Here is a 19,154-nt window from a genome sequence, read left to right on the forward strand (position 1 = left end):
TCGGCTCCCAATCGCTGGTGTTACCGGCGAGTCAACGCCTCTCCCGCATGGTGGCTCTGCCCGCACCGGCGGAGCTACGGGCACCTCACCAAAGAATTTTGTTCCGCGAAACAAAAAGAGTTGATCGCATTGCGGGCAGGTAGGGTGCTCTTGTGCAGGCAGACGAAGCGGAACAGAAGCGGGTGGGTGTTTTCCTGCGAGCACTGGAAGCAGAGCTCGACCAGCTCGCCAGGGAAGGCCAGAACGCGGTCGTTGCCGAAAAGACGGAATTCGCCGACCTCGAGATGGGCGACCTGACCCGCGCAGCGGTCGGTGCCGCATTCGCCGCCCTCCGCGAAAGGCGCGACATCGACACCGAGGAGCGCAGGGTCCTCGCGGACCTGGGAGCACTGAGGGCACGGCAGGGCGTGCCCCTGCACGCCATGGTGTACGGGTTCCGCCGAATCGCCGTCCTCGTGATGGAACGCTCCCGGATGCTGGCCGACCGGCACCGCATCGGGGCCGAGACCATGTACGAGCTGTTGTCACGGCAGTGGGCCTGGGTGATCGACGCTTTGAGCATCGCAAGCGAAGAACACCGAAAGACCGAGCTGGAGCTGATCCACGACCGGCAGGAGAAACGGGCCGCATTTCTCCACGGCCTCTTTTCCGGAACCATCGGGGCGGGGGACCTTCAAGCCGCCGCCGCCGAGCACGGGCTCGACCCCCAGGGGACCTATTTCGCCTTCCGGACAGCGGCCAACGATTCCGGTAGCCGCCGCCGGCTTGCCCAGACAGGCTTCGTAGAGAGCTACGAAGGCGGTCTGGCGGGACTGCAGGCGCGTCCCCCGCAGGTACACGTCGGCGACTTGATCGCCATAGGAACGATGCTGCCGCTGTCCGCCGCCCCCGTGTCCTTCACCCAGGCCACGACCGCTTTCACCGTCGCGCAGGCTTTCGAGCTGACGGGCCTCGTCTCCATCACCGATGTGCCTGTCCAGGCGGCCGTCATGGCAGAAAGGGAAATGGGCGCTTTCGTGACCGAGCGGTGTTTCGGGGCGTTCTCCGACCAGCACCGACCGCTCTATCAGCAGACACTCGCCGCATACCTCACACATGACATGAACGCCAAGGCCGCCGCAGATGCCCTGCATCTGCACCCGAACACCATGCGGTACAGGATCAGACGGTTCGAGGAGACCAGCGCTCTCAGGCTCGACCGCGTCGACGACATGGTCGCTGTCTGGTGGGCTCTGCAGCACCTGCGCATCGCCGGCCATCAGCGCCGTTCCCTCGACTGATCCGATCTCCCGCTCCCTTGGGCGGAAGCCCGGATGCGCAGGGCTCAGAGAAGTATCAGCCGCCGGAAGGGTAGTAGGCGGCGCCCTCCATCAGACGGCGGGCGGTGCGGCTGAAACCGAGCAGATCGAAGTGGACGTGGAGCCTTTCGTTCGCAGGGCGGGCCTTGACCCGGACCGGGGTGATTCCCGACGGGTGGCCGATGAGCAGCGTGTCCGGGACGAGATGGCCGGCGACCTCGGCGACGAGGCTGCCCGTGATGCGAGAGGCCGCCGCCAGAGAGACGGAGGCAGTGCCGGCGATACTTTCGTGGAGGCGGCCCATGAAGACCAGGTGAACGCGCAGGTCCATTTCCGCCCCTTCGACGGTGGCACCGCTCAGGGTGCGGTAGTCGCCCGCGGGCGAGACCAGGCCGATCAGTGGGAGCCCGCGTCCGCCTGGGTCGTCGACGCCGCGCCAGTCGTAGCCGGGCAGCAGGAGGGCAGTGGCTTTGCCGCGGATTTCACGCAGTTCCTCCTGCACGGTCGTGGCGCCGATCGCCTCAGCCGTCTCACTTCCGGTAAGTCCGAGATCGGAGGCTCGGACCCAGACCACGGGGTTACCCGCGTCGCACAGGGTGACTGTGAGTCGTCGGCCGTCCTCCAGTACTACGGTGTCCACAGGCGTGCCGGTGGGCAACAGCCGACCGGTCTTCGCGCCGACGGTGGAGGACCAGTCCATGACGATCTCCGCGCCGCTGCCCGGCACACCCGGCAGAACGAAGTCGCCGGTGGCCAGCGCCTTGCCGGCGCGGACGGGGACGTGGGCGATGATGCGCTTACCGGTGTTGGTGTTGTGAATGCGCACTTTCGTGACTCCCTCGACGGCGGGCACCAAGCCCTCGTCGATCGCGAAGGGACCTACTCCGCTGGAGATGTTGCCGCAGTTGCCGTTGTAGCTGACTTCGTCGGTTTCGATGCCGACCTGGGCGAAGGTGTAGTCGATGTCCGCGCCGGGACGGTCGGAGCGGGCGATGATCGCGACTTTGGACGTGATGGGCCGAGAGCCGCCCAAGCCGTCGACCTGAAGCACGTCCGGGGTGCCCATGAGGCGTTTGAGTACCCGGTCCCGTTCCGGGCCCGGGGAGGGCAGGTCGCTCTCGACGAAGAACAGTCCCTTGCTGGTACCGGCGCGCATCAGCACGCAGCGGATCGCTTGCTGATCGGGATGAGCCATGGTTCGGATCCTCCGGAGTCACGGGTTCAGGGGCATCCTGCGGCCGGCGGGAACGGGACACCGACGACAGTCAGCGAGTGCTGGGACAGACACGTGCGCACGACTGCGGCCCCGTTCGCGCGTACGGGAAGCGACGAGCCGCCCGGCACTAGCGGCGCTGTGCTCGACGTGAAGCCTGCGGCCAGGTTCTGCGGCGGTGCACGCGACGACGCGGCACGCGTTGACCCGACCCGAGGCCGACAAGCGCAGAGCGGCCGTCGACCCCGACGAGGCACGCGTCGTCGCAGAGGGTGGTGGACACACCGTGAATGCACGGGCCGGCCGTTCAGACATCGTTGGGGAGATACCCCTCGCGGACGAGCTTGGGAAGGATGCCGCCGGCCTCGAGGATGTCCAGAACCAGCGGCGGAAGGGCTCCCGCAGTCAGACGATCGCCGGTGGTGGCGTTCTCGATCCAGCTCGCCTCGACATCGAGCCGGGCGATATCACCATCGGCGAACGCGCCTCTGACTCCGGGGACGGTCAGGGCAGGCAGGCCGTGGTTGACGCAGTTGCGCAGGAACAGGGAGTTGAACTCGTCCGCCGCGAGCGCGGCAATGCCGAGCTCGCGCAGGAGCACGGCGACGGGCCGTGAGGAGCCCAGCCCGAAATTGCGTCCGGCGATCAGGATGTCGCCGGGCTCGACCTGCTCGGTCCAACCGGGGCGCAGCTCGTAGAGGACGTGCCGGGCCGCTTCCGCAACGGGCAACTTCATGGCGAACGCCGGGTACAAGGCGTCGGTGGTGACGGAGTCACCCACCACCCAGGCTCGCCCGCTGATCCGTGTGACCATCAGGTGAGCGCTCCTCGCGGATCGGTGACATGGCCGGCCACCGCGGAGGCGGCGACGGTGGCCGGGGAAGCCATGCAGATCTCGGCCTCCGGACTGCCCATACGGCCGGGGAAGTTCCGGGTCGACGAGGTCAGGCAGACCTCGCCGGGGGCAAGCAGCCCCATGTGGTATCCGAAGCAGGCACCGCAGGTGGAGTTGGTCACCACCGCTCCGGCGTCGGCCAGATCCTGGAGGTAGCCGGCCCGCATCGCTTCCTGGTACACGGACTGTGAGGCGGGGGTGACCAGGAGCCGGACGCCGGGAGCGACCCTGCGGCCCCGGACGATCGAGGCGGCGACTTCGAGGTCCTCCAGTTGCCCGTTCGCGCAGGAGCCGATGAAGCACTGGTCCACCGGACGCCGCTCGATCGCCGATATCGGAACGGCGTTGTCGCTCACCGTCCCCGGCCGGGCGACGTACGGCTCCAGTCGCGACAAGTCGACGGTGCGTACCGCGGCATAGGCGGCGTCCGGATCGGGATCGGCTGCCTGATACGAGTCCGGGGTGACACCGCGCTCGGCGAGGAATCCGCGGACCAGGTCGTCGACGGGGAAGGTGGAGTAGTCGGCGGAGACCTCCGCCCCCTGAGTGGCGATGGTGCGCCGGTCGCTCATCGGGAGGGAGGCGAGACCGGGGCCGCCGAACTCGAGACCGTGGTTGGTGGCGTCGCCCCAGGTGCCGGCGATGTGCAGGAAGACGTCCTTGCCAAAGACGGCGGCGGGCTTGCTGCCGGTGAACTCGTAGCGGATGGTTGGGCAGACCTGGATCCAGGTCTGCCCGGTGCACAGGATCGCGAAGACTTCGGCGGGGCCGAGGCCGCGGGCGGCGTTGTTGAAGGCGCCTGCGGCGCAGGTGTGCGAGTCGGTGCAGGCCAGCATCTCACCGGGGCGGGCGAGGGCGTTCTCGGCGATCACCTGGTGGCAGATGCCGTGCCGGCCGACGTCGTAGAACTTGCCGATCCCGAAGTCGCGGGCGAACGCCCGGGCGCGGGTGCCGCCCAGCGCGTCGTGGACGTTCGGCGCGGGCACGGCGTGATCCATGATGACCGCGACCTTCTCGGGGTCGTTGATGCGCAGCGGCTGCACCCACGCGGAGGCGAACTGCAGATCGATCATCACCGTCATGTCGACGTCACAGACCACGGTCTCACCAGGCGTCACCTGCGACCGGCCGGCCTTGCGGGCCAGGATCTTCTCGATCATCGTCATACCCATCAGGCGTCCTCCTCGACCGCCGGGCTCTCAGCGCCGGTGCGGTAACGCTCGCCCAGCGCTGCCCACTCCCGCAGACCAACCAACTCGAACAGGCCCTGAGGACCGGGCGCGAGGTCGGTGGGAGGAGTGCCGCCGAGGCGCTGAAGTGACTGCAATCCGGCGAGTACGAAGGATCCGAGCAGGACGCCGGGGTGGATGGCGATCCGGTAGCCGAGCTCCGCCAGCCTGTCCGAGGCGGTGTCCGGCGTCAGGCCGCCCTGAACCATGTTGATCAGCAGCGGGGCCTCGACGCGGACGGCGATCTCCTCGATCTCCTCCGGGCTCTGCGGGGCCTCGACGAAGACGACGTCGGCTCCGGCAGCGGCGTAACGGTTGGCACGCTCGACCGCCTCGGCCAGGCCGACCGGCCCGCGTGCGTCGGTGCGGGCGATCACCACGGTGTCGGGGTCGCAGCGGGCGTCGAGCGCGGCACGAAGCTTGGCCTCGAACTCCGCGGCCGGGACGACCTCTTTGCCTGGCAGGTGGCCACACTTCTTCGGGAACGCCTGGTCTTCCAGTTGAATGGCGGCGACCCCCGCCTGCTCGTACGCCCTCATGGTGCGGACCACCTGCAGGGGCCCGCCGTAGCCGGTGTCGGCATCGGCGATGAGCGGTACCGCGCCCAGGGCTCCGGCGACGATGCGGACACGGCCGACCATCTCGTCCGCGGTGAGGAGCCCGACGTCAGGGAGGCCGAAACCGCCGACGGCCACTCCAGCGCCGGTCAGGTACGCGGCGGGGAAGCCGCAGCGAGCGGCCATGTGCGCACCGAGTCCGTCGTAGACGCCGGGAGCGGTGATCAGTCCGTTGCCGTCCAGCAGTCGACGCAGACGCGCGCCCGGGGTGGTGTGGGCGATGTCCATGGTTGCCTCGTTCTCGTCAGCCGTACGCCGGTGCCTCCGCCTGGGAAACAGTCGGCGCATGTGTTCGAGCGGACTCAGTGAAGACAGGACCCAACCTAGGTTTTAGAATTTATAATATCAATACCCCTGCACGGGGACGTCGTCCAGAACTCGCTCCCGGGGCGGGCGGTGGTCGAGCCCCGGCTCGCTGCGCGGCCCGGCCGGGTCACGCAGCGAGCCGGCCGGGCCGACTACGAGGCGGATGTCATGCGGGGATGCCTATGAACGCGGGTGCATGGCGGTCCCTACTGCGCCGGGGCATGGGCGCCGGACATCAGGGCGGCCAGGTCCTCGGGGGCGAGGAAGGACGGGGGCGGGGGCGGGCCCCAGGCGTAGAGGGCCTTGGCGTCCTCCTCGAAGACGCTGGGCTTCCACAGGGCGTCGTCGACGATGCAGTCGAGGTCGGAGTAGTACTCGGAGAAGTTCCCGGCCGGATCCTTCAGGTACCAGAAGAAGTTGGAGCCGATGTGGTGGCGGCCCAGGCCCCAGGTGTGCCGGCCTGGGTCGGCTTCCAGCATGGCGGTGGCGCCTCGGCCGATCTCGTCGACGTCGTCGACCTGCCAGGAGCTGTGGTGCAGGAAGGCGACGGGTGCCTGCTGGACGAGAACGTTGTGGTGGTCGGTGGAGCAGCGCATGAACGCGGCCAGGCCCCTGACGGTGTCGCTGACCTTGAAGCCGATGCCCTGCTGGAAGAACCGCTGCGAGGCTTCCTGGTCGGTGGAGCCCAGGACCACATGCCCCAGCTTGCGCGGACGGACCGGCCCCTCGCGCAGGATCCCGGCGGCGCGCTGCTCCCTGCGGGCGTCGGCGCCCGGGGCGTTGTGGACGGCGGCCGGCGCGGGCGTCTGCTCGAGGCGGGGGGCGAGCTCGACGCGGACCAGCACCTGCGTGCCGGGGTCGAGGGCGGACACGGTGGTGGGAGTGCGGTCGACGGGCACGTCCAGCTTCGCCAGGGCTGCGGCGGTCCGGTCGAGGTCGTCGGGGTGGTCCGCGCCCACGCCGAGTTCCAGCAGCCGGCGGAACGGCGAGTACACGACGCGCAGTTGCTCACCGCCGTCCACGGTCGACAGGACGTACGACGGCTGTGCCGCCTCCGTGGCGGCGGAGGGCCGCGCGACGCCGGGAGTGAGACCGAAGTCGATGTAGTAGGCGGCGGTCTGTTCGACGTTCGGCACGCCCATGACGATCTGGGTCAGACGGTGCAGTGACACGATTGCGGCTCTTTTCGTTCGGCGTGATTCCGTGCGGGTCGTCAGGAGGCGAGCATCGGGTTGCGCAGCGTGCCGATGCCCTCGATCCAGGTGACCAGGACGTCACCGGGTGCGAGGAACTTCTGCGGGTTGCGCGCACCACCGACGCCGGCCGGGGTGCCGGTGAAGATCAGGTCCCCGGGCAGCAGCGGACACACCGCCGACAGGCGGGTCACCAGCTCGGGCACATCGAAGATCATGTCGGAGGTACGGCTCTTCTGGAGGACCTCGCCGCCTTCGAGCATGCAGCCCAGTTCCAGGTCGTCGGGGTCGGTGAACTCGTCGGTGCTGACCAGTTCCGGGCCGAGCGGGGCGAAACCGGGGTAGGACTTGCCGAGGGAGAACTGCGGTGCGGGTCCGGTCAGTTGCAGTCGGCGCTCCGAGAGGTCCTGCCCGACAGTCAGTGCGGCCACGTATGACCAGGCCGTCTCCCGGGTCGCCCGGTGACAGCGGCGGCCGATGACGGCGACGAGCTCCGTCTCCCAGTCCACGAGCCCTTCGGGCAGTTCGACCGGGCGCTCGTGCCCGGTCAGGGACGTGGCGAATTTGGTGAAGACGGCCGGCTCCTGGGGGATCTCCAGCCCTGACTCGATGACGTGGTCGCGGTAGTTCAGGCCGACCGCGAACACCTGGGCGGGACGCGGAACCGGCGGTCCCCATACGGCGCCATCGGTCGTTCCGATGCGCGCCGCGTCCGGGATCTCCTGCGGCCGGGCCAGTGTCTGCCGGGCCCAGGCGACGAGGTCGTCCCAGTGCTCGAAGGCCTGCTGGGGGTCGGGGCCGAAGCGGCCCTCGCTGGCGGCCGCGACGTCGATGAAGCCGTCGGTGCCCCTGAGTGCCAGTCGTCCGTTGATGTTGGCCACACGCATGGTCGTCTCCTATTGGGTCGTGCCAGGTGTTCCTGACGCTGTTTCCACCCGGCATTGTCGTGAGGGGAATAAATTATCGATATTTTTTGGTACTGTCGTTTTCCTGTTAAGGTGCCTGGCCATGAGTGGAGAGAAGCCGACGCGGGCCGGCGTGGTCTACGCACAGATCCGCGAGGAGATCTTCCAAGGGGCGCTCGGACCCGGACGGCGGCTGCGGACGGTGGAGCTGGCGCAGCGGTTCTCGGTGAGTCAGTCGGTCATCCGTGAAGCGCTGACGCGTCTGTCGGAACAGGGCCTCGTGGTCGCCGCGCCCCAGCAGGGGTTCAGTGTCGTCACCGTGTCCCTGGACGACCTCGACGAACTCACCGAGGCCAGGATCGAGATCGAGACGATGGTGCTGCGGCGTGCGATGTCGCGCGGTGGCATTCAGTGGGAGGCGGCCGTGGTCGCCGCCCACCACCACCTGGCCGGCACTCCGCCTCTGCTGCCGGACGGCACGATGAACGGCGAGTGGTTCACCGTCCACGAGCGATTCCACCAGACCCTGCTCGAGGCCTGCGACAACGGCCGCCTGCTGTCCGCCGCGCTCACGCTGCGGGACGCCGCCACGCTGTACCGCCGGTGGTCGTGGCCCATCGGGCACGACGTCGACCGCGATGTGGCCGGGGAACATCAGCGCCTGGTCGACGCCGTCCTCGCCAAGGACGGCGAAGCGGCGGCGCGGATACTGGCCCAGCACATCGACCGTACCTCCCAGGCCCTGCGCGTCGTGCTCGCCGGCGGCGACGTATCCGCCAGGTAGGCCACACCGGCGGTTCACTCGGACGCCGCGCCGGAACACCTGTCGACGGTGGCAGGCACGACGGAGCGGGAATACAGCACCAGCTGACGGCACGACGGCAAGGACGGCGTCATGACAGCTCACCGCGACACCAGCCCTGGCGGCTGGCTCTACCGGCTCACCCCGGCCGGCCCCCCTCCGGGGCACCCACCGGCCAGCTCGGAACCCACCATCGCCGAGGCGACGGACGAACTGGGTCCGCAGCCCGTGGCCTGGGCGGTCGAGGTCGGCCGCCGACTGGCCGAGCTCATCACCAGCGAGCTGCCGGAACTGGGCGAGGGGGCGGATCAGTTCCGCACCCTGCAGATGGGAACGGAGTCCGTCGTCCTGCAGGCGTTGCTGCTGCTGGCCGACGCCCCGGCGAAGGCCGGCGCCACCGAGGAGGCTCTGCTGGGCGACCGCGAGTTCGCCCGCCGCCGCGTCGGACTGGACAAGGTGCTGCGCGGCATCCGGCTCTCCCACGGGGAACTGGCCCGCGTCCTGATGTCCGCCTGCCAGGAACTCGCCCCGCCCGCCGAGCACGCCCGGCAGTTCCGCCGCGTCTCGGAGATCCTGCACGGCTACACGGAGGACTTCTCCACCCGCATGACCACCGAGTACCTGGCCGAGCACGACCGCTGGGTCGCCAGCGGAGCAGCCGCCCGCGAGGAGACCGTCCGCCAGATCCTCGGCGGTGAGCCGCCACAGGAGGAAACCGCCGGCAGCGCCCTCGGCTACCCCCTGCGCGGCAGGCACGTCGCGCTCATCCTCTGGAACGACACCGAGGTCACCACCCCCACCACCGACCTGCAGCAGGCCGCCGCACACCTTCTGCGCCTTCGCCACTGCCAGGCCACGCTCCTCGTCCCCACCGGCCGCACCAGCCTCTGGGCCTGGGGCGCCCTCTCCCCCGCCGACCCGGACGACGCGCGGGTCGAGCCGCATGAATACCCCGGGATCCGCATCGCCTGCGGATCGGAACGCAGCGGGCTGTCCGGCTTTCGCCAGTCCCACCAGGAGGCCGAGGAAACCGCCCGGATCATGCGGCTCAACCCCCGCACACAGCCGGTCCTGTACTACGCCGATGTCGCCGTGGCGTGTCTGCTCTCCGCCGACCTGCCCGCTGTCCGGCGCTTCGTGCACGACGAACTGGCAGGACTGGCGGTGAACACCGCGCACGCGGAGCAGCTGCGGGAGACCCTGCGCCACTACCTGCGCAGCGAGCGCAGCCTGGCCGCCTCCGGAGCGCAGCTGCACGTGGCCCGCAACACGGTCACCTACCGCGTCAAGCGGGCCCAGGAACTGATCGGTCACGACGTCGCCACCCGGCTCCCCGAGGTCTTCGCGGCACTGGAGGCCGCCCATGTCCTGGGCGCCGCCGTGCTGAAGCCCGCCCACGACGGTCCTCATGGTTCGGCCTCCCGTCCTTCTTGAACCGGTCAGATCAGCGGAGTGACCTGCTCCTCGATGCCCAGCAGTGCCCGCCCGTACAGCTCGGTCGAGATCGCGGGGTTGATCACCGCGTGGCGGCTGCCGGTCTCCTGGTCCCGCCAGATGCGCTGCAGCGGGCCGCCCTCGGCGAAGCTGCCCGCCCCCTGGACGCTGAGCAGGATGTCGAGAGCCTCACGCGAACGCCGCGCCACATAACCGGTGTCCATGCGGGAGCGAGCCCGGTCGATGAGCGGCATGCACTCGCCCTTCGCCGCCCAGGCGTCGATGTCGTCGGCGGCCCGCAGCATGTGCAGTTCCGCGGTGTCGATCAGCTGGGCCGCCTCGGCGAGCTGGATCTGCGTGGAGGGCGCCTCACTGGCCCGCTCGTAGAACGTGTAGGAGATGCCCTTGCCCTTGGCCAGCGATCCGGTGACCACTTCCATTCCGGCCTTGGCCAGCCCCACCTGGGGACCGGCCAGCACCAGGGCGAGCACCGGTACCAGGGCCGACCGGTACAGCGCCTCGTCCTTGTGCTCGGTGGGGTAGACGCCCTGGACGGCACGGGTCACCGACATGATGCGATGCTCGGGCACGAAGACCTCGTCGGCGACCAGTGTGTTGCTACCGGTCCCGCGCATGCCCGCGACGTACCAGGTGTCCTCGATGGTCAGGTCGTCCGTGGGGATGAGCGCCACCCCCTGGTCGATCTGCCGCCCGGAGGCGTCGACGATGGGAATGCCCAGTGACGCCCACTGACTGTGCAGGCTGCCCGAGGCGAAGCCCCAGCGGCCGGTGACCACTTGGCCGCCGTCCACAGCCCTGCTGGTGGCACTCGGGGCCAGCACACCGCACGTTCGCGCGTCGGGGTTGCTGCCCCAGACCTCCTGCTGCGCCTGCTCGGGGAACAGCCCCACCACCCAGTTGCTCACGTTGATCAGCGTGGTCACCCAGGCGGTCGATCCACAGCCGCGGGCCAGCTCGGAGCCGACCTGAAGGAAGGTACGGAGGTTCGCCTCGTGGCCGCCGAAGCGCCGGGGAACCGTGAGCCGGAAGAGGCCGGCGTCGGCCAGCGCCTCGATGTTCTCCTCCACCACCCTGCGGCCCTCTTCCGTACGGCCCGCGTTGTCACGCAGCAAAGGCACCAGGGCGGCGGCCCGCTCGGTCGGTGTTCCACCTTCCCGGCCGGCGGCAGGGGAAAGCACTGGGGTCGTCGTCATGGAAACCTCCGGAACTCAGCGGCTCGAGTGACGCAGCCTCTTCCACGAGGAAGCGTCCGTGCCGGAATTCCACGCCACCATCACGCCGCGGTCTTGACGCCGGGACCGCAAAGTTGCCGCCCCGGATTGCGCCCTCGGCCCAAGCACGCCGCCGCTTGGGCTCGCGGCGCAAACAGCCCGTGAGCGCTTGGCCGCCCAGCCCATGCCATCGGCCCGTCACACCGGATTCACTTGAGGGAAACCCGCCTCGATCCCGGCTCGTGAGCCACGGCCACGAGTTGTTCCGGACCGTCACATCAGGAGGTCGCTGTGCCCGCAACCACCGCCGCCCCACCGACGCAGTCCTCGGTCCCCGACACCGCCACCTTCCGTACCGTGCTGGGCCAGGTGCCCACGGCGGTGAGTGTGGTCACCGCCGCGACCCCGCAGGGTCCGGTCGGCGTCACGGTCGGCAGCTTCACGTCCGTCTCCCTCGATCCGCCTCTCGTCGTCTTCTACTGCGGACTGCACTCCGCCAGCGCCGCCGCCCTCGTGAGTGCGGGAGCCTTCTGCGTGAACGTGCTGTCCGAGCATCAGGAAGCGGTGTGTGCGAGCTTCGCCGGCCGCACGGCCGACCGCTTCGCCTGCTGCACCTGGCATCCGGCCGTCAATGGCGCCCCGCGTCTGGACGGGGCGGTCGCCTGGATCGAGTGCGGCGTCGAGGACAGCTTCCCGGCCGGCGACCACCTAGCGGTCGTGGGCCGCGTCAACCGCCTCGCCGCTGCTCCTGGCCATAACGGCCCGCTGGTGTTCCACCGTGGCCGGCTGACACGTCTGGACGGTACGCGTGACCGGCATGTTCCCACCCAGCGCTTCGACTGGTGGGACATCTGACCCGCCACCCGCGGACCTGTCGCCGAGCGACACGCCGCACCCCCGGCAATCGGGAAGCGGTCGGCCCACCCGGATGCTTGCGATCATGTCCTCTCCCCGCACCGGCGCCCCGGAGAAACACCACCATGACTGACGCGAACCTTCAGCCCGAAACGACGGCGACTGCCGCGGACGTCACCGCGGTGGCACAGCTCGTCCTGCACGAACGCCAGGCTCGGGACCGCGGCTGGTGGGACGCCATGCGCCGCTGCTTCGCCGACGACAGCACGGTCCGCCTCAGCTGGTTCCAGGGCAGCGGACCCGACTTCGTCACCGCCTCTCAGCAGATGGCCCGACGCGGCGACGCCTCCACCCACCGCCTCGCCCCGCCCGTCGTCGACGTCAACGACGACCGGGCCCTGGCTGTGATGGCCGCCGGCATCGAGGTACGCACCGCACTCGACGGCGTCGAGGTCGACCTCGTCTCCTACACCCGTCTGCTGTACCGCGCCGAGCGCCGGCACGACGGCTGGCGGATCACCGCACTCGACCCCGTCTACGAACGCGACACGCTCACCCCCAGTCTCCCCGGCACCCCTCTGCACGTGGCCCCGGCAGAGATCGCCGACCTTCGACCGCCCTACCGCATGCTCGCCCACGTTCTCGGCCGGCGCGGCTACACCGTCGCCCAGGACCTCTACGGCGACGACCGGCCCGATGCCGTCCGCGCGCTGGAGGACTCGGCGGCCAAGTGGCTCCGCGGCTGAGCCGACCGGGTCCAGCCCATCTGTCTCCGCAGACCCATCTGTCTCCGCAGAAACGAGTACCGCCCATGATTCCCGTCGACGAGCAACTCATCGACGTTCACGCCCACTTCGTCACGCCGTCCTACGTCAAGGCGGCCACCGCGGCAGGACACACGCATCCCGACGGCATGCCCGGATACCCCCAGTGGTCGGCCACCGAACACCTCGACTTGATGGACAGAACCGGCATCCGCACCTCGTTGCTGTCCATCTCCTCACCCGGCACCCACTTCGGCGACGACCAGGCGGCGCGCGCCCTGTCACGCGAGGTGAACGAGTACGCCGCCGATGTCGTTCGCGAACACCCGCGACGATTCGGGCACTTCGCCTCTCTCCCCCTGCCCGACGTCGACGCGTCGCTGGACGAAATCGCCTACGCCCTGGACGTCCTGGACAGTGACGGCGTCACCATCGAAAGCAACGCGCACGGCAGTTACCTCGGTGACGCACGTTTCGAGCCCCTGTGGCAGGAGCTGAACCGACGCCGGGCAGTGGTGTTCGTGCACCCGACGTCACCTCGCTGCCACGAGGCCGTATCCGTCAACCGGCCCCGGCCCATGCTGGAATTCATCTTCGACTCGACCCGCACCGTCAGCGATCTGGTCTTCAACGGAGTCCTCACCCGCCACCCGGACATCCAGTGGGTGTTCACCCATGGAGGAGGCACGCTGCCCCTGCTGGCCGACCGCATGGAACTCTTCCGTGCCGCCTTCCACGACTCCGCTCCCGACACGCCCACCGTTCCCGAACAGCTGCGCGCTCTGTGGTTCGACATGGCGGGGACTCCCTTCCCCCACCAGGTACCCGCGCTGAGCGCGGCGTTCGGCACCGACAGACTGCTCTACGGAAGCGACTACTGCTGGACCCCGGCAGAGGCCGCTGCCGCACAGATCGCCTCGGTCGACGCCGCCGCCCAACCGGGCGGTGAAACCTGGCGTGCCCTCACCACCCGTAATGCCGCCGCACTGTTGACCCGCCTCAGTATCTAGTCACACATCCGGCGGCACTACTCATGCCGTACGACCGCGATCCACAGCATTCCCGCAGTACGTCACCGATACGAGGACACCCGATGAAGCGATCAGCGAAAGCCATCATCAGCTGCGCCGTCACAGGTTCGGCCCACACTCCGAGTATGTCGCCCCACCTCCCCGTCACCCCCGAGGAGATCGCCGAGCAGAGCGTGGCCGCCGTACACGCCGGCGCGGCAATCGTGCACCTGCACGCCCGTAACCCGGCCACGGGCCGGCCCACGGCGGATCCCAACGTGTTCCTGCAGTTCCTGCCGCGCATCAAGGCGGAGACGAACGCGGTCGTGAACATCACCACCGGCGGCAGCGTCGGTATGTCGATCGACGAGCGACTCGCCGCGGCCCGCCTCGCCCGGCCGGAGCTGGCTTCGCTGAACATGGGTTCGATGAACTTCGGCCTCCACCCTGCCGCTGATGTGGACCGTGACTGGAAGCACGACTGGGAGCAGCCGTACCTGCGGTCCTCCGAATCGGCGATCTTCGCCAACACCTTCGCCCAGATAGCCACCACGCTGGAGGAACTGGGTGAGGGCGCGGGCACGCGTTTCGAGTACGAGTGCTATGACGTCGGACACCTGTACAACCTCGCCCACATGGCGGAACGCGGACTCGCCAAGCCCCCGTTTCTGATCCAGTGCATCTTCGGCGTCCTGGGCGGCATCGGCGCCGACCCGGACAACCTTCAGCACATGGTCACCGTCGCCGACCGGCTCTTCGGCGACGACTACTACCTGTCCGCCTTCGCCGCGGGACGTCACCAGATACCCTTCGCCACCCAGTCCGCTCTGCTCGGCGGCCACGTCCGCGTCGGACTCGAGGACAGCCTCTACATAGGCCGTGGCGAGCTTGCCACGTCGAACGCGCAGCAGGTCGCCAAGGCGGCGAAGCTCCTCACCGAACTCGGGCGCGAGATCGCCACTCCCGACGAGGCCCGCACCCTGCTCGGGCTGAAAGGGCTCGACGATGTCGCCTACTGACCCGGTCGGCCAAGCGCCCGCCGCTTTCACCGCTTCTTCCAGCCCCTCAGATCGGAGCGCACATGCCGTCCAGCAACATCGTTCTGACCAACGTCCGGATCTTCGACGGCTCCCAGCTGACTGAGCCCACGAGCATCGCGTTCAACGGTGGCGTCATCGTTCCTCCCGACGCCCTGCCCGGCACGGAGACCGTCGATTGTGGCGGCGCCACCCTGCTCCCGGGGCTCTTCGACGCACACGTCCACCTGCTCTTCCCCGACGATCTGGTCAAGCTCGCCGCCCACGGCGTCACCACCGCCCTGGACATGGCCTGCTGGCCGCCCGAGCGCGTCGACTCCTTCCGCGGACATACGCCGGACATCCGCAGCGCCGGCACCCCGGCCATCGGTGGGGGTGGCAACCATGCCCGCATGCCGGGCATGCCGCACGACGCGATCCTGTCGAATCCGGGCCAGGCCGAGCACTTCGTCGCCCAGCGTGTGGCAGAGGGAGCCGACTACATCAAGGTGGTCATCGAGGGTGATCTTCTCAGCCAGGCCACCATCGACGCCGTGGTCACCGCGGGAAAGGCGCGCGGCAGACTCACCGTGGCACACGCGTCCTCCGTCGACGCCTACCGCAGAGCGGTCCAGGCCAACGCCGACGTGATCACCCATGCACCACGCGACGGCGTGCTCGACACGGACATCGTCGCGCAGATGGTCCAGCAGCAGCAGGTCGTGGTTCCCACACTGGCCATGATGGAGGCTGTGATCAAGGGCCTTGCTCCAGCCGGACAGGACTACGCCTTCAGCAGGGACAGCGTCACCGCACTCCACGCCGCCGGCGTGCCGATCCTGGCCGGCACCGACGCGTTCTCGGGCCCTGCTCCCCTTCCGAATCCTGTCAGCCATGGCTCCAGCATCCACCGCGAGCTCGAACTACTGGTCGAAGCCGGGCTCAGCGAGGCTGCCGCGTTGCGGTCAGCCACGGACCTGGTAGCCCAGCAGTTCAATCTGACCGACCGTGGCGCCCTGACCCCAGGGCTGCGTGCCGACGCGATCCTGGTCGACGGCGACCCACTCGCGGACATTCGAGCGACACGGAACATCCGCCGCATCTGGGCCTCGGGAGTGTCTGTCACTTCCAACTGATGCGATCTCAAGGCCCTTTGCGACCCCAATGAGAGAACCGTTCAGTTCGCGCCGGGGCGTGTGGAGCGAATCTGCCGCGCGACATCGCGCAGTTTCACATTGTGGTGCTGCGAGAGTCTGCGCAGGACGTTGAAGGCGTCGTCCTCGGTGAGTTGGTGGCGTTCCCGGAGGATGCCCATGGCCTCACCGATGGCGTGGCGGGTCTCCATCGCGTGCTCGAGCTGGTCGATGGTACGGGCGCTGGACAGGGCGACGGCGGCGTGCGAGGCCAGGAACCAGCCGGCGGTCTCCATGTCCTCGGTGAAGGTGTTCGGGCGGGTGGAGTACAGGTTGAGGGCACCGAAGTCCTCCCTGTCGGTGTAGAGGAGCACGCCGGTCATACTTCCCAATCCGAGCGCGCGCGCCGCCTTCGCGTACCGTGGCCAGCCGGGCTGCGGCTCGGTCATGTCGGTGATCCGGTAGGTGCGGGCGTCGTTGCCCTGGCGGGCGAGGTCGAAGCACGGCCCCTCACCCAGTTCACCCTGCAGCCGGTCGGATTCCTCGACCATGTCTCCGCACGCCGCCAAGGTCACCGCCCGGCCCTTGCGCACCGCGAGGATCCCCGCCGCGTCGCAGCCCTCGATCACATCCACCGCCGACGCGGCAATCGCGTCCAGCGTCTCCTGCGTCGAGCCCTGCGCCAAGAGATGCCGCGCGAGCTCGGCCATCTGAGCGGCGTAATCGCGCCACTCCATCGTCACCACCGCCTTGACTGTCTTGCGCTCAGCCTACCGACCCGGCTCTGACGCAGGGTCTTCTCCCGGCCAAAGAGTACGGCCCGAACGCTCACGACGTCGGCGTCTACAGACTGACGAAGCGCAGCAGGAAGAACGCGGCGATGATCACGGATCCGACGACGATCAGGCTGAGCCAGATGTACGGGTGCTCCCAGACGCCGCCGTCCGGACGCTCCTCATGGGCCTCCGCCGTCGAGCCCTCCACCGGAGGGGTCTCCGTGGGCCGACGAAGTGGTTCGGTCATGCTGCTCACCGCCTTCCCGTTGTGTGCGAGCGTCGCTTCGGCGCTCGCTGCCCATCGGCACGTTCGGTACTCTGCGTGGCGGCCAGCGCCTTTGCCTGATGCCCCGCACCCGGCAGGGCGGTGGCCGACTCACGCTCCCGCGCCACCTGCTCGGCATGCCTGCGCTGCCAGTAGGGATTGTCGTGGGAGAGCCTGCTGGAGACGCGGCCGTACATGCCGAATGTGGCGATGATCAGTCCCATGACGAAACTGAAGATCACGTTGGTCATGCCGAAGTCGAGGACGTTGGCGGGACGGTCGAGGACGAAGATGTGGGCGAAGCCGCTCAGGACGAAGAGGGCGCCAACCGTCATGTTGAGAACGGAGGCGAAGTTGCCGCCGATCACCGCTCCGGCGAGCAGCGCCAGACCGACGACGGTGGAGATGGTGCTGAGCGCGACGTTGGTGGTCATGCCGGCGATCGTGTCGCCCGCCGTGTCGAACGGGCTCAGCGCGTCGGCGAAGCCGAGTCCTGCGAAGACCAGCAGGACGAGACCGCAGAAGCCGGCACCGTAGCGGTAGACAGTGGCCAGGTGATGATCGACGGGAAGTTCGTCTCTTAGCTTCATGCCCACCTTTCGACCTGTGCGCCCGGAATGGATGCGCACGGGTTTTCGCGTGTTGCGTGCCGGTCGGTGCCGAAGCGCGGCTGACCGCCGGGCTGCGGCCGGCGTGCCCGCCGACCGGGAGACGTCTAGCGTGGGCCGGACAGGCGCCACCGCGGAAAGGAACCTTCCATGCCGGTCGCCCGGAAACCTCTGCGTGGTCGCGTCGCGGTCGTGACGGGAGCCGCTCGCGGTCTCGGGGCCGCGATGACACGGGTCCTGGTCGAGCGAGGCGCGACGGTGGCGCTGCTGGGTCGCGAGGAGACCACGCTGGCCCGGGTGAAGGATTCGCTGCCGGCGGGGAGCGCCGCATGCTGGGAAGCCGATGTCACCGACGACCGCGCCATGAGCCGGGTCGGCGCCGAAATCCGTGCCCGGCTCGGTTCTCCGTCGGTGGTGATCGCCAACGCCGGAGTGGCGGAGGGCGGTCCGTTCGCCGAGTCGGATCCCGCCGTCTGGCGCCGCGTGATCGAGGTGAACCTCATTGGCAGCGCGGTCACCGCGCGCACGTTCCTGCCCGACCTGTTCGACACGCGCGGGTACTTCCTGCAGGTGGCCTCACTCGCGTCCATCGGTGCGGCACCGATGATGAGCGCCTACTGCGCGTCGAAGGCGGGAGCGGAGTCGTTCGCGCACGCGCTGCGGGCCGAGGTCGCCCACCGGCGGGTGGGCGTGGGGATCGCCTACATCAACTGGACGGACACCGACATGGTGCGCGACGCGGACGAGCACGCGGTACTCCGGGAGCTGCGCGGGCACATGCCGTCACCGGCGCGCAAGGTGTTCCCGGCCGCCTACGTGGCGGAGCGCCTGGTATCGGCCGTCGAGCGTCGCCGCGCGTCCGTGTATGTGCCCCGTTGGCTCCGCTCGACCCAGCTGGTGCGCGCCGCGATGCCGCCCGTCGTCACCTGGCTGTCGCGGCGTGAACTGCCACGGCTCACCGCTGCGGAGCCGTTCTCGGCGACGGGGCTGCTCGGCGCCGGCGGTCGCGCCGACCAGGGAGCCGGCACCGATGATCCGGCCTACTGAGGGTCGACTCCCGTTGGTTGTGCATCCGCCGCACGTGGAGAGCGTGAAGTGGTCGGTGACAACCAGGTACGGGCGGCCCGCAACCGCACCGTCTTCCGACAGGAGACGCTCATGCACGATGCGGCGACCGATCAGACGTTCGACGCGTGCGGCCGGCGACACGATCATGGCAAGGACGTCCGGCGAGCACGGGAGCCCGGGGACACAGGCGCGTCTCGGTGAGTTCGGGTCTGCGTCTGCGGGCGCGGCCCGTGAAACGCGGCAGCGCCACCGACGTGTCCGTACGGGTGAGCGTGAGCGACCTCGTGACCGCGTCCGCCGACCGCGCACCGCGTCACGGCGCAGAACCTGCGCGGGGGCGAGCTTTTCGGGTCGCTCACCATCCGGCTCACCCGCTCGGCGGGTACGGCGGCACTTCCCGTGGAACCGACGGAACGGGGCGGGCCTGCTCCATCCGTCGGCCGCGGTGGTCGGCACCGCCGCCGACAGCGACATGATGCCGGCGCGAGCGCCGCGAGGACGGCTGGTGGTTGCCCCGCGCCACCCCGGCCACCCC

The 19,154-nt window shown here is 69.1% G+C and carries 19 protein-coding genes; 9 read left to right on the top strand and 10 right to left on the bottom strand.

Going from position 1 to position 19,154, the window contains the following annotated elements; all coding sequences use genetic code 11:
* The first annotated feature begins 152 nt into the window (after positions 1–152).
* Positions 153–1,280 (top strand): PucR family transcriptional regulator, encoded by a 1,128-nt coding sequence (locus ACFCZF_RS21040; protein ID WP_376672937.1) that lies wholly within the window; start codon positions 153–155, stop codon positions 1,278–1,280.
* A gap of 55 nt (positions 1,281–1,335) precedes the next feature.
* Here ACFCZF_RS21040 and ACFCZF_RS21045 read toward each other — a convergent pair whose 3' ends face one another.
* The 6 genes from ACFCZF_RS21045 to ACFCZF_RS21070 all read right to left on the bottom strand — a co-directional run bounded on the left by ACFCZF_RS21045 (position 1,336) and on the right by ACFCZF_RS21070 (position 7,638).
* On the bottom strand, positions 1,336–2,493 hold the full coding sequence (locus ACFCZF_RS21045) for a 2-methylaconitate cis-trans isomerase PrpF family protein (protein WP_376672938.1): 1,158 nt from the start codon (positions 2,491–2,493) through the stop codon (positions 1,336–1,338).
* A gap of 325 nt (positions 2,494–2,818) precedes the next feature.
* Complete coding sequence (locus ACFCZF_RS21050) at positions 2,819–3,325, bottom strand: 3-isopropylmalate dehydratase (RefSeq protein WP_376672939.1); 507 nt, start codon at positions 3,323–3,325, stop codon at positions 2,819–2,821.
* Positions 3,325–4,578, bottom strand: a complete 1,254-nt coding sequence (locus tag ACFCZF_RS21055; protein WP_376672940.1) for an aconitase/3-isopropylmalate dehydratase large subunit family protein — start codon at positions 4,576–4,578, stop codon at positions 3,325–3,327. The genes ACFCZF_RS21050 and ACFCZF_RS21055 overlap by 1 nt, the downstream gene beginning before the upstream one ends.
* Entirely contained in the window at positions 4,578–5,480 is a 903-nt protein-coding gene (locus tag ACFCZF_RS21060) for an oxaloacetate decarboxylase (protein ID WP_376672941.1), read from the bottom strand. Before ACFCZF_RS21060 ends, ACFCZF_RS21055 begins: the two co-directional genes overlap by 1 nt.
* A 284-nt stretch (positions 5,481–5,764) precedes the next feature.
* Positions 5,765–6,730, bottom strand: coding sequence for a VOC family protein (locus ACFCZF_RS21065; protein ID WP_376672942.1), 966 nt, complete (start codon positions 6,728–6,730; stop codon positions 5,765–5,767).
* Positions 6,731–6,771: 41 nt separating this feature from the next.
* On the bottom strand, positions 6,772–7,638 hold the full coding sequence (locus tag ACFCZF_RS21070) for a fumarylacetoacetate hydrolase family protein (RefSeq protein WP_376672943.1): 867 nt from the start codon (positions 7,636–7,638) through the stop codon (positions 6,772–6,774).
* A gap of 121 nt (positions 7,639–7,759) precedes the next feature.
* Here ACFCZF_RS21070 and ACFCZF_RS21075 point away from each other — a divergent pair, with 121 nt between their 5' ends.
* Together ACFCZF_RS21075 and ACFCZF_RS21080 are read left to right on the top strand one after the other, a co-directional pair.
* Positions 7,760–8,440 (top strand): GntR family transcriptional regulator, encoded by a 681-nt coding sequence (locus ACFCZF_RS21075; RefSeq protein WP_376672944.1) that lies wholly within the window; start codon positions 7,760–7,762, stop codon positions 8,438–8,440.
* 111 nt (positions 8,441–8,551) lie between these two features.
* Positions 8,552–9,892, top strand: coding sequence for a PucR family transcriptional regulator (locus ACFCZF_RS21080; RefSeq protein ID WP_376672945.1), 1,341 nt, complete (start codon positions 8,552–8,554; stop codon positions 9,890–9,892).
* Positions 9,893–9,897: 5 nt separating this feature from the next.
* Here ACFCZF_RS21080 and ACFCZF_RS21085 read toward each other — a convergent pair whose 3' ends face one another.
* A complete protein-coding gene (locus ACFCZF_RS21085) occupies positions 9,898–11,106 on the bottom strand; it encodes an acyl-CoA dehydrogenase family protein (RefSeq protein ID WP_375915648.1) in 1,209 nt (402 codons plus the stop codon).
* 309 nt (positions 11,107–11,415) lie between these two features.
* On the opposite strand from ACFCZF_RS21085, the gene ACFCZF_RS21090 reads away from it, so the two are divergent.
* The 5 genes from ACFCZF_RS21090 to ACFCZF_RS21110 all read left to right on the top strand — a co-directional run bounded on the left by ACFCZF_RS21090 (position 11,416) and on the right by ACFCZF_RS21110 (position 15,905).
* Positions 11,416–11,979, top strand: a complete 564-nt coding sequence (locus ACFCZF_RS21090; protein ID WP_376672946.1) for a flavin reductase family protein — start codon at positions 11,416–11,418, stop codon at positions 11,977–11,979.
* 125 nt (positions 11,980–12,104) lie between these two features.
* A complete protein-coding gene (locus tag ACFCZF_RS21095) occupies positions 12,105–12,725 on the top strand; it encodes a nuclear transport factor 2 family protein (RefSeq protein WP_375915654.1) in 621 nt (206 codons plus the stop codon).
* Between the two features lie 65 nt (positions 12,726–12,790).
* Complete coding sequence (locus ACFCZF_RS21100) at positions 12,791–13,753, top strand: amidohydrolase family protein (protein WP_376672947.1); 963 nt, start codon at positions 12,791–12,793, stop codon at positions 13,751–13,753.
* 83 nt (positions 13,754–13,836) lie between these two features.
* Positions 13,837–14,772 carry a 3-keto-5-aminohexanoate cleavage protein gene (locus tag ACFCZF_RS21105; RefSeq protein WP_375915660.1) on the top strand — a complete coding sequence of 312 codons (936 nt, stop codon included), beginning with the start codon at positions 13,837–13,839 and terminating at the stop codon, positions 14,770–14,772.
* A 62-nt stretch (positions 14,773–14,834) separates the two neighbouring features.
* A complete protein-coding gene (locus tag ACFCZF_RS21110; RefSeq protein ID WP_376672948.1) occupies positions 14,835–15,905 on the top strand; it encodes an amidohydrolase family protein in 1,071 nt (356 codons plus the stop codon).
* Between the two features lie 41 nt (positions 15,906–15,946).
* Here the strand turns inward: ACFCZF_RS21110 and ACFCZF_RS21115 are convergent, their stop codons facing one another.
* From ACFCZF_RS21115 to ACFCZF_RS21125, 3 genes are all read right to left on the bottom strand, one after another.
* Positions 15,947–16,639, bottom strand: coding sequence for a GAF and ANTAR domain-containing protein (locus ACFCZF_RS21115; RefSeq protein ID WP_376672964.1), 693 nt, complete (start codon positions 16,637–16,639; stop codon positions 15,947–15,949).
* A 106-nt stretch (positions 16,640–16,745) separates the two neighbouring features.
* Positions 16,746–16,925 (bottom strand): DUF6480 family protein, encoded by a 180-nt coding sequence (locus ACFCZF_RS21120; RefSeq protein WP_376672949.1) that lies wholly within the window; start codon positions 16,923–16,925, stop codon positions 16,746–16,748.
* 5 nt (positions 16,926–16,930) lie between these two features.
* Positions 16,931–17,533, bottom strand: coding sequence for a DUF4383 domain-containing protein (locus ACFCZF_RS21125; protein WP_375915669.1), 603 nt, complete (start codon positions 17,531–17,533; stop codon positions 16,931–16,933).
* A gap of 168 nt (positions 17,534–17,701) precedes the next feature.
* On the opposite strand from ACFCZF_RS21125, the gene ACFCZF_RS21130 reads away from it, so the two are divergent.
* Entirely contained in the window at positions 17,702–18,598 is an 897-nt protein-coding gene (locus tag ACFCZF_RS21130; protein ID WP_376672950.1) for an SDR family oxidoreductase, read from the top strand.
* The last annotated feature ends 556 nt before the right edge of the window (positions 18,599–19,154 follow it).

The organism is Streptomyces sp. NPDC056296 (assembly GCF_042268605.1).
GTDB lineage: Bacteria > Actinomycetota > Actinomycetes > Streptomycetales > Streptomycetaceae > Streptomyces.

Coding starts and splice junctions, on each gene's coding strand:
- ACFCZF_RS21045 (WP_376672938.1), bottom strand. CDS start 2,493: ATGGCTCATCCCGATCAGCAAGCGATCCGCTGCGTGCTGATGCGCGCC.
- ACFCZF_RS21050 (WP_376672939.1), bottom strand. CDS start 3,325: ATGGTCACACGGATCAGCGGGCGAGCCTGGGTGGTGGGTGACTCCGTC.
- ACFCZF_RS21055 (WP_376672940.1), bottom strand. CDS start 4,578: ATGGGTATGACGATGATCGAGAAGATCCTGGCCCGCAAGGCCGGCCGG.
- ACFCZF_RS21060 (WP_376672941.1), bottom strand. CDS start 5,480: ATGGACATCGCCCACACCACCCCGGGCGCGCGTCTGCGTCGACTGCTG.
- ACFCZF_RS21070 (WP_376672943.1), bottom strand. CDS start 7,638: ATGCGTGTGGCCAACATCAACGGACGACTGGCACTCAGGGGCACCGAC.
- ACFCZF_RS21075 (WP_376672944.1), top strand. CDS start 7,760: ATGAGTGGAGAGAAGCCGACGCGGGCCGGCGTGGTCTACGCACAGATC.
- ACFCZF_RS21080 (WP_376672945.1), top strand. CDS start 8,552: ATGACAGCTCACCGCGACACCAGCCCTGGCGGCTGGCTCTACCGGCTC.
- ACFCZF_RS21085 (WP_375915648.1), bottom strand. CDS start 11,106: ATGACGACGACCCCAGTGCTTTCCCCTGCCGCCGGCCGGGAAGGTGGA.
- ACFCZF_RS21095 (WP_375915654.1), top strand. CDS start 12,105: ATGACTGACGCGAACCTTCAGCCCGAAACGACGGCGACTGCCGCGGAC.
- ACFCZF_RS21100 (WP_376672947.1), top strand. CDS start 12,791: ATGATTCCCGTCGACGAGCAACTCATCGACGTTCACGCCCACTTCGTC.
- ACFCZF_RS21105 (WP_375915660.1), top strand. CDS start 13,837: ATGAAGCGATCAGCGAAAGCCATCATCAGCTGCGCCGTCACAGGTTCG.
- ACFCZF_RS21110 (WP_376672948.1), top strand. CDS start 14,835: ATGCCGTCCAGCAACATCGTTCTGACCAACGTCCGGATCTTCGACGGC.
- ACFCZF_RS21115 (WP_376672964.1), bottom strand. CDS start 16,639: ATGGAGTGGCGCGATTACGCCGCTCAGATGGCCGAGCTCGCGCGGCAT.
- ACFCZF_RS21120 (WP_376672949.1), bottom strand. CDS start 16,925: ATGACCGAACCACTTCGTCGGCCCACGGAGACCCCTCCGGTGGAGGGC.
- ACFCZF_RS21125 (WP_375915669.1), bottom strand. CDS start 17,533: ATGAAGCTAAGAGACGAACTTCCCGTCGATCATCACCTGGCCACTGTC.
- ACFCZF_RS21130 (WP_376672950.1), top strand. CDS start 17,702: ATGCCGGTCGCCCGGAAACCTCTGCGTGGTCGCGTCGCGGTCGTGACG.